Source organism: Echinicola jeungdonensis, from assembly GCF_030409905.1.
Taxonomy (GTDB): domain Bacteria; phylum Bacteroidota; class Bacteroidia; order Cytophagales; family Cyclobacteriaceae; genus Echinicola; species Echinicola jeungdonensis.
The window spans coordinates 1-15,163 of sequence record NZ_JAUFQT010000009.1 but is presented as its reverse complement, the minus strand read 5'-3'; the positions used below and the strand labels follow the sequence as shown (position 1 = coordinate 15,163).

The following is a 15,163-nucleotide window of genomic DNA, read 5'->3' as shown; positions in this document are numbered from 1 at the left end:
AGGCCTCTTTGGAAATAGACATAATTAACCTTTTAGTGACTTAACTAAAGGTTAATTTGTTTTTAGGGTACTTTGAAGTAAAATTCAGAGTACAATTTGTGTAAGGAAAAGTACAATTACTGAATTGAAGGGGTTGATTTTTGGGGTGGTTTTGACAATTGGACACACCTGTCCTGTAATCCTTCTTTCCGGCGGTAGTTTTGTCAAGCAGCTTTGTGATGGGCGGGGATTCCTGTTGGTTTCTTCGTTTGGCAACTGCTACGGCGTTGGCTGCCATAATGCCGAACAGCACGGCCAGCTTTTCCCTTTTATCTCCCTTTACTCGTATTTTAACCAGTCCATAGTGGTTTTTATGGTTGCCGAAAGCCCCTTCCATTGCCGTTGCCCTTTGTTTGGAGACTTCAGCACTCAGAATCTTTTCGGCTTTGTTGTGCGGTTTGGGCCTTTTTTGGGGAAGCGGTGAATATGTCTTTGGAGGTACAATACTTTCTGTTGGCATTGGTGGCATAAATCGGTCGGCACCAGCTGGGAAGTCTGTCCGAAAATCCGGGTATGTTTTACCGTGGATATTTTCAACCGGGTACATTCATTGAAGTTGTTGAAGTCCAGTTTATCGATAAATGATAGCCCGCCTGTCTGAAGGATATGGCTTTCATACCGAACTCCACAGGTTTGTTTTCCTTTCCCGGACGATCGGCCGGAGATAAGGTTTATGGAGGGAAACGATGCGGTCCTTAAGTTCGGAGGGAGGATTTCCCAACAAAACTGCTGCTGGACCAAGACTTTTTTGATGGTCTTCAGACAGGCAAAGTCATTTGGTTTAAGCCCCGCCCCTTGATAAAAGTCTAGGATCTCTTGTAACTGGCCAAGTCCTTTTTCCAACAGGAAGACCAGGGATTTTTTCCTTTTGAGGGTTTCCTTAAAGGATTTGCGTCTTTTACGGAAGTAGCCAAGCTGTTTGGCCTTCTGCTCCCTGTATTTTGACCGGGCCTTTTTATGCCCAATTGTTTACATTTTTGAACAGTTGCTTTTCAAACACCCACTGGCAGCATTCCCAGAGTAGTTTGGGGTCGGTGGGAAACGGACATAACTTTCATAACAGGTGGCATCCATTAATAAGACGTGGCTGTTGTCCACATCCTGTTTCCAGTGATCCATTAGTACCTCTTGGATCTGTTCCCAGTGGCAATGTTCCTCGATGTAGGCCCTGATCCGTGTCATAATGGTAAGGTCCCGGATCTGTGGTCTGCTGCCAATACTTCCCGCAGAAATACTGAAGGCTCCAGTCGGTATTGAAACGCTCTATCAATGGCGGTCTGAGGTATTCAGGTAGGCTTTCAAAAACATCAGGGCAAACATGCCTTGGCACCGAACCACCTTGGGGCACCAGGCCCCTGCAGCTTTTCAGGAACAAGGCTCGAAAGCTTTTCCCATGGCAGGCTGTCATGGATCTGGCCAAGCAAGGAATTCTTGAAAAAGTGATACTTTGGAGAGTATCCGTCAAAGTCTTTGAAAATAGGGAGCTGTATGGTATCTTTCATAGTATTTTTGTCTGCAAACAAAAAATACGAAAAAGAAAACCCCGGAAAAAGCCCTTTTGGACGATTTTCGGGGTTTTTGAGTTATTTTTCGCAACCCTGTTTATTAAGAGTCAGTGATTTAGCTAATTAACAAGAAGCCCTATAGAAAAGGTGGTTTGTGCGGACACAAACACCTTTTTTTACTTATTCCAAAGTCAAAATACAGCCGGAATATTTTCATTTCCATTGAATATTTCACCTTGGAATATGCAGCCTTCCTTCCTGTAAATAAGATATTCGATTCCATTTTGGTCACCGTAATCTATAAGAAAAGAGTATTATGGAATACCTAATCCATGGATTCAGGATTGTATTCCAAATCGTAATCGATCATGGTGGAATCCTCCTCAAGCATGGATGGAACCTCATCCCTTCCAATAACTTCTCTGCGTTCCAGCTCAATTATTACGTCCATTTGCTGGGAAAAGGAGGCATCCTCCTCTCGAAGCCTGTTAAATTCTTCAAGGAGTTCTTCATCACTAAAAGATTCATACCTTTTGATTCTTTCCTCCTTGATTTTTTGTTTTTTCTCTGCCATCAAAGCTTCTTCTCTTTTTTCTAATCGGCTTTCACCGGATTTAATGAATTTGGTACCTTTTTCAGAGCCATAAAAAGGCGCATCTTCCACCAGGATTTCCTCCTGTGTCCCATCAATATGAACCACGGTAAGGGTGTCAAATTTTTCCATGGAATATTCATCCCGGATTCTGTCCAAGACCTTTTCCTCTTGATATTCAAACTGATCCTCATTTGATGACGAGCATGCCACCAAAATGATAAGAGATATAATTATTAATATGTTCCTAGTATTCATAATCATAAGGTTTGGTTACTGATTTAATTAAAATGGATTCAGTATATTTTCTTATCTGGTTTGTCGATCCACATTTGGAATACCTCCTTAGCTCCATTTTGTTTAAAATGGATCATGGGTATTTTCCTGTTTTCAGGGGCAATCGGGAGTTCCTGATAAATAAAATCATCATCAAACCCAGCATTGGCGGCATCCTTTCTGGTATTGGCAAAAAATACGCGCTTAGGTCTTGCCCAATAAATGGCTCCCAGGCACATAGGGCAAGGTTCACAGGAGGAATAAACCTCACAGTCTTCAAGCTGAAAATGTCCAAGTGATTTGCAGGCATCCCGGATGGCCATGATCTCCGCATGAGCAGTTGGGTCATTGGTACTTAGGACACTATTGTTTCCTTTTCAATGACGACCCCCTCTTTTACAACAATACAGCCAAACGGGCCTCCCTTTCCGGAACTCATTCCTTCTTTTGCCAGGGAAATTGCCATTTCCATAAAGGTTCGTTGCTGTTCAGTCATTTGCTTATAATCGGTTTGTTTCCATAATATTAAAAGCCTTTCAAAAGCAATTCAAAACCTCAGGCTTCCTTTATGAAAATAACCATATGATTGGTAAAATGAAAAAATAAAAAGAGATAAATATCCGCAGAATTAAAAGATTTTAGGAGCTAAAGGAATTAAATCGCCTTTTTCTGAAAATTCAAAGCAAATGGATAAGTTGTTAGTTTTGCAAGTCTATGTTAAAATTAAAGTCCTTGGAAAAAAGCATTTATAGGCATTGCAAGCTTGATAGTATAATTCTCCGGGATTTTAAAAGTCCCCTTTTGGGCTTTTTTACAAAAATTTCACAGTGAATTGATTAGAAAATACTTGCAAAGGCTGATCTTCTCCAATCATTTGAAAGTTTTTGGGGCAGAAAACTGAGCAGAGTCAATTTGAAAAGATGCTGGCCATTCTATGGTAATCCGGGTTGGAATAAAATGGGGTCATTCACTTCATCTGCCTGAATGTGCATTCCATTTTGAATGGCAAAAAACCAACTCTAGCTGTTGATTATTTTCTTTTAAGGTAATTTGCTCATTAATCAGTTTTACCCAGTGTTTTTCTTGTCCATTTGCTGGAAGGGTGATCCCAATCAGTAGGAGTATCCCAATACTAATTTTCAGACAATAGCTCATCAAGTTTAGCTTTAAGCCCCAAAAGTTTTGCGTCAAAATTCTTAGAATCCAGCAAGGACATATATTGGATATTTCCCTCCAGATCAACTAATATATTGGAGGCAAGCATTACTTCATCCCGGGCCAAGTCGGGCAATACGTCCTCAGGGGCAAAAACTTGCCGCCACAGTCCCATCTTCATCCAATATTACCGGAAGCTAAAATTGAAACGGTCTTGCAGTTTTTCTTTTACCAGGGAAGCAGGTTCTTTCACATCGATAATGAGGACTTTGACATTTTTATTTCTGTAATTCTGGGCTAGCTCTTCAAGATAGGGAGCTTCGGCATTGCAAAACGGACACCAGGTAGTAGCAATATGGATGACCAAATAGCCGCCTTTGAAATCTTCAGAGGAAATAGTATTGCCTTCCAGATCCACTAATGTGAAATCCGGAAGTTCCATTCCCTTGGAGTCCATTGATTCGGTCTGGCCTTGTGCCCATAAAGGCAGACTAATCAAATAAAGGACTAATATGGATATTTTATAATTCATTGATGTATAGCGTTTTATGTCTGTAAATATAATCAATATTTAAATGATTTTTCTGGATTTCAATGATCTTCAAACCGGAAAAACCTGTTGAAATAATGAATAGAGAAATTTATTAGGAGATCAAGTTAAATTTCTTTTGAACCGATATAATGATAATAATATTTTATTCTATAAAACATTGAAATACAGTTATTTAAACTTTGTTTTATTTGATTAGGGGGTAAAAGAATTAATTTTGATAATACTTAAAAACCTGCTGGTATTAAAAAATTGTATCCATATTTTCATTAAAAAATTAACCCAAAACAACCATGAAAGGCTTAGTTATTTCCTAACAGCTTCAATTTCGCTGTTTATTTTGGCTTGTTCTGAGATTGAAGAAGAAGCAGCGTATGTGGGTGTTCCCAAAATTTCTTTGGGTTCTTATGAATAGGGGAATTTGGCTGATGAATGGGCTCGTAAAGGTGGTACCCAAAACAGTCAACCAGTTTTTGCCTTTTCTGATCCAAGTAGCCCTGTGGAAGGGTCTTCAGCCGGTCTAATAAGGGGCCAAAGGGAATTTCAATGAGTTTGCATGCAGAGGAACTTATAGCGGGGAATGCTTATACCATCTGGTTTGTAATATTCAATGCCCTGAAAATTGTGCCACCAGTCCATGCGGTGAACCAGACATTTTTAATCCTGAAACCATGACAGATGTTTCCTTGGAGGAGGAAATATCGCAGGAAATTCCTCTATAACCATAAGTGGCCATAAAAAAGTAGGAGACTTGTCTGGATCTGCTATGCCTTTTTTAATGACTTGTTGGGATTAGATATTCCGATATTCGGCTTAATAGACCCTTGGGTGCAGAAGTGCATTGGTGCTTCGAAGTCATGGTCCAAAAGTACCTGCTAATATGCCGGATTTAATCAATTCATTTGATGGAGGATGTACCACTTTTCTCGATGCTGGTCAGGTTACTGATGACCTGGAGAATGTGCCGATTCCCATTTCGCTATTTTCAACCTTAAAAAACATTTTGTCTTAAGGGCGGGCAAAAAAGCTCGCCTTTTTTTACCCATTTCAAATTGAAAAAAGTGGTTTCTATTTCTAATACTGATTGAATTCCCTATTTCTTCAAAAGTGTGAAATTATTCACCTTAAGTAGGGGCTAATATGAGGTAGAAGATACCGGCGGTGTATTTGATAGGGATTATTCCATCTTTTCCTGAAGCGTTAGAAAAAATAACAGGGTTATCTGAACTTTGGTTATTCATGGAAGCCTAATGTGAATCGCTTTCAGAATTCTACCTTAGCTAGGTAATCAAAGAGAATTATTGTGTACACTCAGTTGACAGATGAATTGATGTCCAATTATCAAATGTAATTTTTAATAACAGTAAATCTATAAAATTCGATTCGGCAATTACCAACTGAAGTTTTCTTGTGACCAATTTTATCTCACTAACTTGATTAAGTTGAGTAATAAAGAAAATCATAATCCCAAGATCAGCTTATAAGGATTAATGATAAAATGAGAGGTCACCTAAATCTCCATCAGTAGCAACAGCTGCTGGATATTCTTTCCCGGTGTAATGATCTCGTGCATACCAATTTGAATTTTACAATCCCCAATTTAAGATATGGATTAGTGAAGGTGATTTTCCACTAATTGAGGATACATACAATGGCTCCATTGGAAAAGAAAGCCCTTTCCAAAAGCTTTAAGTAAAGCTTCCTTTCTTGTCTAAAATTGAATAAATATTTCGGTCTTTTTTCCTGAGTAATTTCTTTATTAACCTGATTTCCCTCTTAAAAAAAAATACGGATAAAATGATCATAAGAAACATCATGTCGAATTTGCTCAATTTCGATCCTAACATTCCGATTTTAGAAAAATCTAAAAGGGCTTTGTTGCTGGAATGTGATAGATCGAAATTGATGTTTTCCCAACCAATTTCTGGTCTTAATTGGGGTTCCCATATTTAATAATCAAATTGAATTTGATCGGGTTTTATCTCTATATAAAAGCCCAAGATTTGACGTAACAATCCACGTGCAGCAATTGATTGGATTTTATTTTTTTCAAAATGAAGCCTTCCAACCTTTTCAAGCTCCTCAATAGAAAGTATTGATGTTAAATATTTTCTTTGCCTTCACCTAAATCAAGGGAGAATCGCCAAATATGAACCGTGCCTTTAGGGGTGACATAATTGGAATCGAATGTTGTCAATGAACTAGATGTTTGGTATTTTACTTTCTTTTTTCTAGTTGCATCAGTATCCCATTTTGGGTCTGAGGTTTAATAATTGGGCCATTTCCACCACTTGATCCGGCACCAATTTTAGCCGCCAAAATTGAGAGATTGAAGCGATAACCATAACCCCCTCTAACCAGGCATAATGCTGACCAATACATGAACGTGGACCTTCACTGAATGGAAAATACTCATATTTTGATTTTTGTCGATTAGTGGAAGGTGCCCAAGATTGAGGATTGAACTTCATGGGGTCTTTATGAAACTTGAATCGTGATGTATCAGGTAAGGGCTCATCAAGACAATGGTTCCCTTAGGAATGAAATAATCGCCGATTGTTAAATTTGAACGGGCTTCTCGGACGATAACATAAATAGGGGGTATAACCGCATTGCTTCTGTGAAAACCATTTGGTAAATTTCAACTTTGGATAATCATCCAAAGTAGGTTGCCGACCTTGTAATACTTGGTCGACTTCTTCATGTAATTCTTCCTCAGCTAGTGGATTTTGCGAAAGGAGGTACCAGGTCCAGGTAAGAGCAAGGGAAGTAGTGTCAAATGCGGTGAGTAATAGAGTAAGGGCTTCATCCCGGATTTCCTCATTGCTGATCCCACGATCTTTTTTATTTGTTTCTTGGGCTAAAAGTAGCAGGGAAAGTAAATCACCTTTGTAATTTAGTTTTCCGGCGCTCTTCAATAATTTTATAAATGATTTTATCCAATCGACTTTTTGCTTTAAAAAATCTAATAGAGCCTGGAAGAGGAAGCTTAAGCAAATATTCCGCAAATGGAAGGGTTACCCTTCCAAAAATATCCATTATAGATTCAAATTCCTGATTAATTTCTGCAGCTTCTTCTTCTAAATCAACACCAAACATGGTCTTTCCAGCAATTCCGGTACTCATTCTGACCATTTCTTTAAAAATATCCACCGATGTCCCATTTTCCAGCCGTTCATTAACCTTGAGGCAAATTCTGACATGACAGGGGAATAAATGTCCATCATTTCCGGTGAAATGCCGGTTGCATTATTCGCGAATGGTGCTTATGAAAATCCCCTTCACTAGTAAGCAATCCCTCTCCTAATAGTTCTTTTGCCATTTTTAGGGGCCTACCTTTGACGAAATTATCCTGTTGTGTGGAAAGCACTTCTTTGATAAAGTCCGGGTGATTTAACAGTAAAATTCGAAGATGTCCTATTTTAAATTGAGCAATATCTCCATATTGCTCAATTTAAAATAGGACATCTTCGAATTTTACTGTTAAATCACCCGGACTTTATCAAAGAAGTGCTTTCCACACAACAGGATAATTTCGTCAAAGGTAGGCCCCTAAAAATGGCAAAAGAACTATTAGGAGAGGGATTGCTTACTAGTGAAGGGGATTTTCATAAGCACCATTCGCGAATAATGCAACCGGCATTTCACCGGAAAATGATGGACATTTATTCCCCTGTCATGTCAGAATTTGCCTCAAGGTTAATGAACGGCTGGAAAAATGGGACATCGGTGGATATTTTTAAAGAAATGGTCAGAATGAGTACCGGAATTGCTGGAAAGACCATGTTTGGTGTTGATTTAGAAGAAGAAGCTGCAGAAATTAATCAGGAATTTGAATCTATAATGGATATTTTTGGAAGGGTAACCCTTCCATTTGCGGAATATTTGCTTAAGCTTCCTCTTCCAGGCTCTATTAGATTTTTAAAGCAAAAAGTCGATTGGATAAAATCATTTATAAAATTATTGAAGAGCGCGGGAAAACTAAATTAGACAAAGGTGATTTACTTTCCCTGCTACTTTTAGCCCAAGAAACAAAATAAAAAAGATCGTGGGATCAGCAATGAGGAAATCCGGGATGAAGCCCTTACTCTATTACTCACCGCATTTGACACTACTTCCCTTGCTCTTACCTGGACCTGGTACCTCCTTTCGCAAAATCCACTAGCTGAGGAAGAATTACATGAAGAAGTCGACCAAGTATTACAAGGTCGGCAACCTACTTTGGATGATTATCCAAAGTTGAAATTTACCAAAATGGTTTTCACAGAAGCAATGCGGTTATACCCCCCTATTTATGTTATCGTCCGAGAAGCCCGTTCAAATTTAACAATCGGCGATTATTTCATCCTAAGGGAACCATTGTCTTGATGAGCCCTTACCTGATACATCACGATTCAAGGTTTCATAAAGACCCCATGAAGTTCAATCCTCAATCTTGGGCACCTTCCACTAATCGACAAAAATCAAAATATGAGTATTTTCCATTCAGTGAAGGTCCACGTTCATGTATTGGTCAGCATTATGCCTGGTTAGAGGGGGTTATGGTTATCGCTTCAATCTCTCAATTTGGCGGCTAAAATTGGTGCCGGATCAAGTGGTGGAAATGGCCCAATTATTAAACCTCAGACCCAAAAATGGGATACTGATGCAACTAGAAAAAAGAAAGTAAAATATGACCAAACATCTAGTTCATTGACAACATTCGATTCCAATTATGTCACCCCTAAAGGCACGGTTCATATTTGGCGATTCTCCCTTGATTTAGGTGAAGGCAAAGAAAATATTTAACATCAATACTTTCTATTGAGGAGCTTGAAAAGGTTGGAAGGCTTCATTTTGAAAAAAATAAAATCCAATCAATTGCTGCACGTGGATTGTTACGTCAAATCTTGGGCTTTTATATAGAGATAAAACCCGATCAAATTCAATTTGATTATTAAATATGGGAAACCCCAATTAAGACCAGAAATTGGTTGGGAAAACATCAATTTCGATCTATCACATTCCAGCAACAAAGCCCTTTAGATTTTTCTAAAAATCGGAATGTTAGGATCGAAATTGAGCAAATTCGACATGATGTTTCTTATGATCATTTTATCCGTAATTTTTTTTTAAGAGGGAAATCAGGTTAATAAAGGAAATTACTCAGGAAAAAAGACCGGAAATATTTATTCAATTTTAGACAAGAAAGGAAGCTTTACTTAAAGCTTTTGGGAAAGGGCTTTCTTTTCCAATGGAGCCATTGTATGTATCCTCAATTAGTGGAAAATCACCTTCACTAATCCATATCTTAAATTGGGGATTGTAAAATTCAAATTGGTATGCACGAGATCATTACACCGGGAAAGAATATCCAGCAGCTGTTGCTACTGATGGAGATTTAGGTGACCTCTCATTTTATCATTAATCCTTATAAGCTGATCTTGGGATTATGATTTTCTTTATTACTCAACTTAATCAAGTTAGTGAGATAAAATTGGTCACAAGAAAACTTCCAGTTGGTAATTGCCGGAATCGAATTTTATAGATTTACTGTTATTAAAAATTACATTTGATAATTGGACATCAATTCATCTGTCAACTGAGTGTACACAATAATTCTCTTTGATTACCTAGCTAAGGTAGAATTCTGAAAGCGATTCACATTAGGCTTCCATGAATAACCAAAAGTTCAGATAACCCTGTTATTTTTCTAACGCTTCAGGAAAAGATGGAATAATCCCTATCAAATACACCGCCGGTATCTTCTACCTCATATTAGCCCCTACTTAAGGTGAATAATTTCACACTTTTGAAGAAATAGGGAATTCAATCAGTATTAGAAATAGAAACCACTTTTTTCAATTGAAATGGGTAAAAAAAGGCGAGCTTTTTTGCCCGCCCTTAAGACAAAATGTTTTTTAAGGTTGAAAAATAGCGAAATGGGAATCGGCACATTCTCCAGGGTCATCAGTAACCTGACCAGCATCGAGAAAAGTGGTACATCCTCCATCAAATGAATTGATTAAATCCGGCATATTAGCAGGTACTTTTGGACCATGACTTCGAAGCACCAAATGCACTTCTGCACCCCAAGGGTCTATTAAGCCGAATATCGGAATATCTAATCCCAACAAGTCATTAAAAAAAGGCATAGCAGATCCAGACAAGTCTCCTACTTTTTTATGGCCACTTATGGTTATAGAGGAATTTCCTGCGATATTTCCTCCTCCAAAGGAAACATCTGTCATGGTTTCAGGATTAAAAATGTCTGGTTCACCGCATGGACTGGTGGCACAATTTTCAGGGGCATTGAATATTACAAACCAGATGGTATAAGCATTCCCGCTATAAGTTCCTCTGCATGCAAACTCATTGAAATTCCCTTGGCCCCCTTATTAGACCGGCTGAAGACCCTTCCACAGGGCTACTTGGATCAGAAAAGGCAAAAACTGGTTGACTGTTTTGGGTACCACCTTTACGAGCCCATTCATCAGCCAAATTCCCTATTCATAAGAACCCAAAGAAATTTTGGGAACACCCACATACGCTGCTTCTTCTTCAATCTCAGAACAAGCCAAAATAAACAGCGAAATTGAAGCTGTTAGGAAAATAACTAAGCCTTTCATGGTTGTTTTGGGTTAATTTTAAATGAAAATATGGATACGAATTTTTTAATACCAGCAGGTTTTTAAGTATTATCAAAATTTAATTCTTTTACCCCCCTAATCAAATAAAACAAAGTTTAAATAACTGTATTTCAATGTTTATAGAATAAAATATTATTATCATTATATCGGTTCAAAAAGAAATTTAACTTGATCTCCTAATAAATTTCTCTATTCATTATTTCAACAGGTTTTTCCGGTTTGAAGATCATTGAAATCCAGAAAAATCATTTAAATATTGATTATATTTACAGACATAAAACGCTATACATCAATGAATTATAAAATATCCATATTAGTCCTTTATTTGATTAGTCTGCCTTTATGGGCACAAGGCCAGACCGAATCAATGGACTCCAAGGGAATGGAACTTCCGGATTTCACATTAGTGGATCTGGAAGGCAATACTATTTCCTCTGAAGATTTCAAAGGCGGCTATTTGGTCATCCATATTGCTACTACCTGGTGTCCGTTTTGCAATGCCGAAGCTCCCTATCTTGAAGAGCTAGCCCAGAATTACAGAAATAAAAATGTCAAAGTCCTCATTATCGATGTGAAAGAACCTGCTTCCCTGGTAAAAAGAAAAACTGCAAGACCGTTTCAATTTAGCTTCCCGGTAATATTGGATGAAGATGGGACTGGGCGGCAAGTTTTGCCCCTGAGGACGTATTGCCCGACTTGGCCCGGGGATGAAGTAATGCTTGCCTCCAATATATTAGTTGATCTGGAGGGAAATATCCAATATATGTCCTTGCTGGATTCTAAGAATTTTGACGCAAAACTTTTGGGGCTTAAAGCTAAACTTGATGAGCTATTGTCTGAAAATTAGTATTGGGATACTCCTACTGATTGGGATCACCCTTCCAGCAAATGGACAAGAAAAACACTGGGTAAAACTGATTAATGAGCAAATTACCTTAAAGAAAATAATCAACAGCTAGAGTTGGTTTTTGCCATTCAAAATGGAATGCACATTCAGGCAGATGAAGTGAATGACCCCAATTTTATTCCAACCCGGATTACCATAGAATGGCCAGCATCTTTTCAAATTGACTCTGCTCAGTTTTCTGCCCCAAAAACTTTCAAAATGATTGGAGAAGATCAGCCTTTGCAAGTATTTTCTAATCAATTCACTGTGAAATTTTGGTAAAAAAAGCCAAAAGGGGACTTTTAAAATCCCAGGAGAATTATACTATCAAGCTTGCAATGCCTATAAATGCTTTTTTCCAAGGACTTTAAATTTTAACATAGACTTGCAAAACTAACAACTTATCCATTTGCTTTGAATTTTCAGAAAAAAGGCGATTTAATTCCTTTAGCTCCTAAAATCTTTAATTCTGCGGATATTTATCTCTTTTATTTTTTCATTTTACCAATCATATGGTTATTTTCATAAAGGAAGCCTGAGGTTTTGAATTGCTTTTGAAAGGCTTTTAATATTATGGAAACAAACCGATTATAAGCAAATGACTGAACAGCAACGAACCTTTATGGAAATGGCAATTTCCCTGGCAAAAGAAGGAATGAGTTCCGGAAAGGGAGGCCCGTTTGGCTGTATTGTTGTAAAAGAGGGGGTCGTCATTGGAAAAGGAAACAATAGTGTCCTAAGTACCAATGACCCAACTGCTCATGCGGAGATCATGGCCATCCGGGATGCCTGCAAATCACTTGGACATTTTCAGCTTGAAGACTGTGAGGTTTATTCCTCCTGTGAACCTTGCCCTATGTGCCTGGGAGCCATTTATTGGGCAAGACCTAAGCGCGTATTTTTGCCAATACCAGAAAGGATGCCGCCAATGCTGGGTTGATGATGATTTTATTTATCAGGAACTCCCGATTGCCCCTGAAAACAGGAAAATACCCATGATCCATTTTAAACAAAATGGAGCTAAGGAGGTATTCCAAATGTGGATCGACAACCAGATAAGAAAATATACTGAATCCATTTAATTAAATCAGTAACCAAAACCTTATGATTATGAATACTAGGAACATATTAATAATTATATCTCTTATCATTTGGTGGCATGCTCGTCATCAAATGAGGATCAGTTTGAATATCAAGAGGAAAAAGTCTTGGACAAAGAATCCGGGGATGAATATTCCATGGAAAAATTTGACACCCTTACCGTGGTTCATATTGATGGGACACAGGAGGAAATCCTGGTGAAGATGCGCCTTTTATGGCTCTGAAAAAGGTACCAAATTCATTAAATCGGTGAAAGCCGATTAGAAAAAGAGAAGAAGCTTTGATGCAGAGAAAAAACAAAAAATCAAGGAGGAAAGAATCAAAAGGTATGAATCTTTTAGTGATGAAGAACTCCTTGAAGAATTTAACAGGCTTCGAGAGGAGGATGCCTCCTTTTCCCAGCAAATGGACGTAATAATTGAGCTGGAACGCAGAGAAGTTATTGGAAGGGATGAGGTTCCATCCATGCTTGAGGAGGATTCCACCATGATCGATTACGATTTGGAATACAATCCTGAATCCATGGATTAGGTATTCCATAATACTCTTTTCTTATAGATTACGGTGACCAAAATGGAATCGAATATCTTATTTACAGGAAGGAAGGCTGCATATTCCAAGGTGAAATATTCAATGGAAATGAAAAATATTCCGGCTGTATTTTGACTTTGGAATAAGTAAAAAAAGGTGGTTTGTGTCCGCACAAACCACCTTTCTATAGGGCTTCTTGTTAATTAGCTAAAATCACTGACTCTAATAAACAGGGTTGCGAAAAAATAACTCAAAAACCCCGAAAATCGTCCAAAAGGGCTTTTTCCGGGGTTTTCTTTTTCGTATTTTTTGTTTGCAGACAAAAATACTATGAAAGATACCATACAGCTCCCTATTTTCAAAGACTTTGACGGATACTCTCCAAAGTATCACTTTTTCAAGAATTCCTTGCTTGGCCAGATCCATGACAGCCTGCCATGGGAAAAGCTTTCGAGCCTTGTTCCTGAAAAGCTGCAGGGGCCTGGTGCCCAAGGTGGTTCGGTGCCAAGGGCATGTTTGCCCTGATGTTTTTGAAAGCCTACCTGAATACCTCAGACCGCCAATTGATAGAGCGTTTCAATACCGACTGGAGCCTTCAGTATTTCTGCGGGAAAGTATTGGCAGCAGACCAACAGATCCGGGACCTTACCATTATGACACGGATCAGGGCCTACATCGAGGAACATTGCCACTGGGAACAGATCCAAGAGGTACTAATGGATCACTGGAAACAGGATGTGGACAACAGCCACGTCTTATTAATGGATGCCACCTGTTATGAAAGTTATGTCCGTTTCCCCACCGACCCAAACTACTCTGGGAATGCTGCCAGTGGGTGTTTGAAAAGCAACTGTTCAAAAAATGTAAACAATTGGGCATAAAAAGGCCCGGTCAAAATACAGGGAGCAGAAGGCCAAACAGCTTGGCTACTTCCGTAAAAGACGCAAATCCTTTAAGGAAACCTCAAAAGGAAAAAATCCCTGGTCTTCCTGTTGGAAAAAGGACTTGGCCAGTTACAAGAGATCCTAGACTTTTATCAAGGGGCGGGGCTTAAACCAAATGACTTTGCCTGTCTGAAGACCATCAAAAAAGTCTTGGTCCAGCAGCAGTTTTTGTTGGAAAATCCTCCCTCCGAACTTAAGGACCGCATCGTTTCCCTCCATAAACCTTATCTCCGGCCGATCGTCCGGGGAAAGGAAAAACAAACCTGTGGAGTTCGGTATGAAAGCCCATATCCTTCAGACAGGCGGGCTATCATTTATCGATAAACTGGACTTCAACAACTTCAATGAATGTACCCGGTTGAAAATATCCACGGTTAAAACATACCCGGATTTTCGGACAGACTTCCCAGCTGGGTGCCGACCGGATTTATGCCACCAATGCCAACAGAAAGTATTGTACCTCAAAGACATATTCACCGGCTTCCCCAAAAAAGGCCCCAAACCGCACAACAAAGCCGAAAAGATTCTGAGTGCTGAAGTCTCCAAACAAAGGGCAACGGCAATGGAAGGGGCTTTCGGCAACCATAAAAACCACTATGGACTGGTTAAAATACGAGTAAAGGGAGATAAAAGGGAAAAGCTGGCCGTGCTGTTCGGCATTATGGCAGCCAACGCCGTAGCAGTTGCCAAACGAAGAAACCAACAGGAATCCCCGCCCATCAACAAAGCTGCTTGACAAAAAACTACCGCCGGAAAGAAGGATTACAGGACAGGTGTGTCCAATTGTCAAAACCACCCCAAAAATCAACCCCTTCAATTCAGTAATTGTACTTTTCCTTACACAAATTGTACTCTGAATTTTACTTCAAAGTACCCTAAAAAAAATTAACCTTTTAGTTAAGTCACTAAAAGGTTAATTATGTCTATTTCCCAAAGAGGCCTCTATATCAACCAC

Annotated in this window: 24 protein-coding genes and 2 pseudogenes; 12 read left to right on the top strand and 14 right to left on the bottom strand. The window is 38.8% G+C overall.

What is annotated here, in order from left to right; all coding sequences use genetic code 11:
- Positions 1–40: 40 nt before the first annotated feature.
- From QWY93_RS19065 to QWY93_RS19035, 8 genes are all read right to left on the bottom strand, one after another.
- Entirely contained in the window at positions 41–586 is a 546-nt protein-coding gene (locus tag QWY93_RS19065; protein WP_290249968.1) for a hypothetical protein, read from the bottom strand.
- 422 nt (positions 587–1,008) lie between these two features.
- Positions 1,009–1,221 (bottom strand): hypothetical protein, encoded by a 213-nt coding sequence (locus tag QWY93_RS19060; protein ID WP_290249965.1) that lies wholly within the window; start codon positions 1,219–1,221, stop codon positions 1,009–1,011.
- Between the two features lie 125 nt (positions 1,222–1,346).
- A complete protein-coding gene (locus tag QWY93_RS19055) occupies positions 1,347–1,541 on the bottom strand; it encodes a hypothetical protein (protein WP_290249963.1) in 195 nt (64 codons plus the stop codon).
- Between the two features lie 328 nt (positions 1,542–1,869).
- Complete coding sequence (locus QWY93_RS19050) at positions 1,870–2,394, bottom strand: hypothetical protein (RefSeq protein WP_290249962.1); 525 nt, start codon at positions 2,392–2,394, stop codon at positions 1,870–1,872.
- A gap of 38 nt (positions 2,395–2,432) precedes the next feature.
- A complete protein-coding gene (locus QWY93_RS20105) occupies positions 2,433–2,735 on the bottom strand; it encodes a nucleoside deaminase (RefSeq protein ID WP_435380210.1) in 303 nt (100 codons plus the stop codon).
- 32 nt (positions 2,736–2,767) lie between these two features.
- Positions 2,768–2,908 carry a cytidine/deoxycytidylate deaminase family protein gene (locus QWY93_RS20100; protein WP_435380209.1) on the bottom strand — a complete coding sequence of 47 codons (141 nt, stop codon included), beginning with the start codon at positions 2,906–2,908 and terminating at the stop codon, positions 2,768–2,770.
- Positions 2,909–3,544: 636 nt separating this feature from the next.
- Entirely contained in the window at positions 3,545–3,742 is a 198-nt protein-coding gene (locus tag QWY93_RS19040; protein ID WP_290249960.1) for a hypothetical protein, read from the bottom strand.
- Between the two features lie 12 nt (positions 3,743–3,754).
- On the bottom strand, positions 3,755–4,099 hold the full coding sequence (locus QWY93_RS19035; RefSeq protein ID WP_290249958.1) for a TlpA family protein disulfide reductase: 345 nt from the start codon (positions 4,097–4,099) through the stop codon (positions 3,755–3,757).
- Between the two features lie 898 nt (positions 4,100–4,997).
- On the opposite strand from QWY93_RS19035, the gene QWY93_RS19030 reads away from it, so the two are divergent.
- On the top strand, positions 4,998–5,129 hold the full coding sequence (locus tag QWY93_RS19030; protein WP_290249956.1) for a hypothetical protein: 132 nt from the start codon (positions 4,998–5,000) through the stop codon (positions 5,127–5,129).
- 1,228 nt (positions 5,130–6,357) lie between these two features.
- Here QWY93_RS19030 and QWY93_RS19025 read toward each other — a convergent pair.
- From QWY93_RS19025 to QWY93_RS19940, 4 genes and pseudogenes are all read right to left on the bottom strand, one after another.
- A pseudogene (locus QWY93_RS19025) lies at positions 6,358–6,674 on the bottom strand (cytochrome P450).
- Positions 6,652–7,035, bottom strand: coding sequence for a cytochrome P450 (locus QWY93_RS19950; RefSeq protein WP_353959703.1), 384 nt, complete (start codon positions 7,033–7,035; stop codon positions 6,652–6,654). The pseudogene QWY93_RS19025 and the gene QWY93_RS19950 overlap by 23 nt, the downstream one beginning before the upstream one ends.
- Complete coding sequence (locus QWY93_RS19945; RefSeq protein ID WP_353959702.1) at positions 7,001–7,270, bottom strand: cytochrome P450 family protein; 270 nt, start codon at positions 7,268–7,270, stop codon at positions 7,001–7,003. The genes QWY93_RS19950 and QWY93_RS19945 overlap by 35 nt, the downstream gene beginning before the upstream one ends.
- A 70-nt stretch (positions 7,271–7,340) precedes the next feature.
- Complete coding sequence (locus QWY93_RS19940) at positions 7,341–7,571, bottom strand: cytochrome P450 (protein WP_353959704.1); 231 nt, start codon at positions 7,569–7,571, stop codon at positions 7,341–7,343.
- Between QWY93_RS19940 and QWY93_RS19015 the strand changes: the two are divergent.
- Both QWY93_RS19015 and QWY93_RS19010 read left to right on the top strand, forming a co-directional pair.
- Positions 7,544–8,694: pseudogene (locus QWY93_RS19015) on the top strand (cytochrome P450). The gene QWY93_RS19940 and the pseudogene QWY93_RS19015 overlap by 28 nt on opposite strands.
- Positions 8,684–8,905 carry a hypothetical protein gene (locus tag QWY93_RS19010; protein ID WP_290249954.1) on the top strand — a complete coding sequence of 74 codons (222 nt, stop codon included), beginning with the start codon at positions 8,684–8,686 and terminating at the stop codon, positions 8,903–8,905. The pseudogene QWY93_RS19015 and the gene QWY93_RS19010 overlap by 11 nt, the downstream one beginning before the upstream one ends.
- Positions 8,906–10,017: 1,112 nt before the next feature.
- Here the strand turns inward: QWY93_RS19010 and QWY93_RS19005 are convergent.
- Entirely contained in the window at positions 10,018–10,347 is a 330-nt protein-coding gene (locus tag QWY93_RS19005; RefSeq protein ID WP_290249953.1) for a hypothetical protein, read from the bottom strand.
- A 255-nt stretch (positions 10,348–10,602) separates the two neighbouring features.
- Complete coding sequence (locus QWY93_RS19000) at positions 10,603–10,725, bottom strand: hypothetical protein (protein WP_290246184.1); 123 nt, start codon at positions 10,723–10,725, stop codon at positions 10,603–10,605.
- A 313-nt stretch (positions 10,726–11,038) separates the two neighbouring features.
- Here QWY93_RS19000 and QWY93_RS18995 point away from each other — a divergent pair, with 313 nt between their 5' ends.
- The 9 genes from QWY93_RS18995 to QWY93_RS18955 all read left to right on the top strand — a co-directional run bounded on the left by QWY93_RS18995 (position 11,039) and on the right by QWY93_RS18955 (position 14,944).
- Positions 11,039–11,593, top strand: coding sequence for a TlpA family protein disulfide reductase (locus QWY93_RS18995; protein WP_290249951.1), 555 nt, complete (start codon positions 11,039–11,041; stop codon positions 11,591–11,593).
- Between the two features lie 138 nt (positions 11,594–11,731).
- Positions 11,732–11,914: a hypothetical protein gene (locus QWY93_RS18990; protein ID WP_290249949.1), complete on the top strand. Its 183-nt coding sequence runs from the start codon at positions 11,732–11,734 to the stop codon at positions 11,912–11,914.
- A 316-nt stretch (positions 11,915–12,230) separates the two neighbouring features.
- Positions 12,231–12,572 (top strand): nucleoside deaminase, encoded by a 342-nt coding sequence (locus tag QWY93_RS18985; protein WP_353959701.1) that lies wholly within the window; start codon positions 12,231–12,233, stop codon positions 12,570–12,572.
- A gap of 214 nt (positions 12,573–12,786) precedes the next feature.
- A complete protein-coding gene (locus QWY93_RS18980; RefSeq protein ID WP_290249947.1) occupies positions 12,787–12,957 on the top strand; it encodes a hypothetical protein in 171 nt (56 codons plus the stop codon).
- A 181-nt stretch (positions 12,958–13,138) separates the two neighbouring features.
- Positions 13,139–13,264 carry a hypothetical protein gene (locus QWY93_RS18975; RefSeq protein ID WP_290249946.1) on the top strand — a complete coding sequence of 42 codons (126 nt, stop codon included), beginning with the start codon at positions 13,139–13,141 and terminating at the stop codon, positions 13,262–13,264.
- Positions 13,265–13,594: 330 nt separating this feature from the next.
- Positions 13,595–13,789: a hypothetical protein gene (locus QWY93_RS18970; RefSeq protein WP_290249943.1), complete on the top strand. Its 195-nt coding sequence runs from the start codon at positions 13,595–13,597 to the stop codon at positions 13,787–13,789.
- Positions 13,789–14,145: a transposase gene (locus QWY93_RS18965; protein WP_290249941.1), complete on the top strand. Its 357-nt coding sequence runs from the start codon at positions 13,789–13,791 to the stop codon at positions 14,143–14,145. The genes QWY93_RS18970 and QWY93_RS18965 overlap by 1 nt, the downstream gene beginning before the upstream one ends.
- A gap of 111 nt (positions 14,146–14,256) precedes the next feature.
- On the top strand, positions 14,257–14,532 hold the full coding sequence (locus QWY93_RS18960) for a hypothetical protein (protein WP_290249939.1): 276 nt from the start codon (positions 14,257–14,259) through the stop codon (positions 14,530–14,532).
- Complete coding sequence (locus tag QWY93_RS18955) at positions 14,486–14,944, top strand: hypothetical protein (protein ID WP_290249937.1); 459 nt, start codon at positions 14,486–14,488, stop codon at positions 14,942–14,944. Before QWY93_RS18960 ends, QWY93_RS18955 begins: the two co-directional genes overlap by 47 nt.
- Positions 14,945–15,163: the final 219 nt, after the last annotated feature.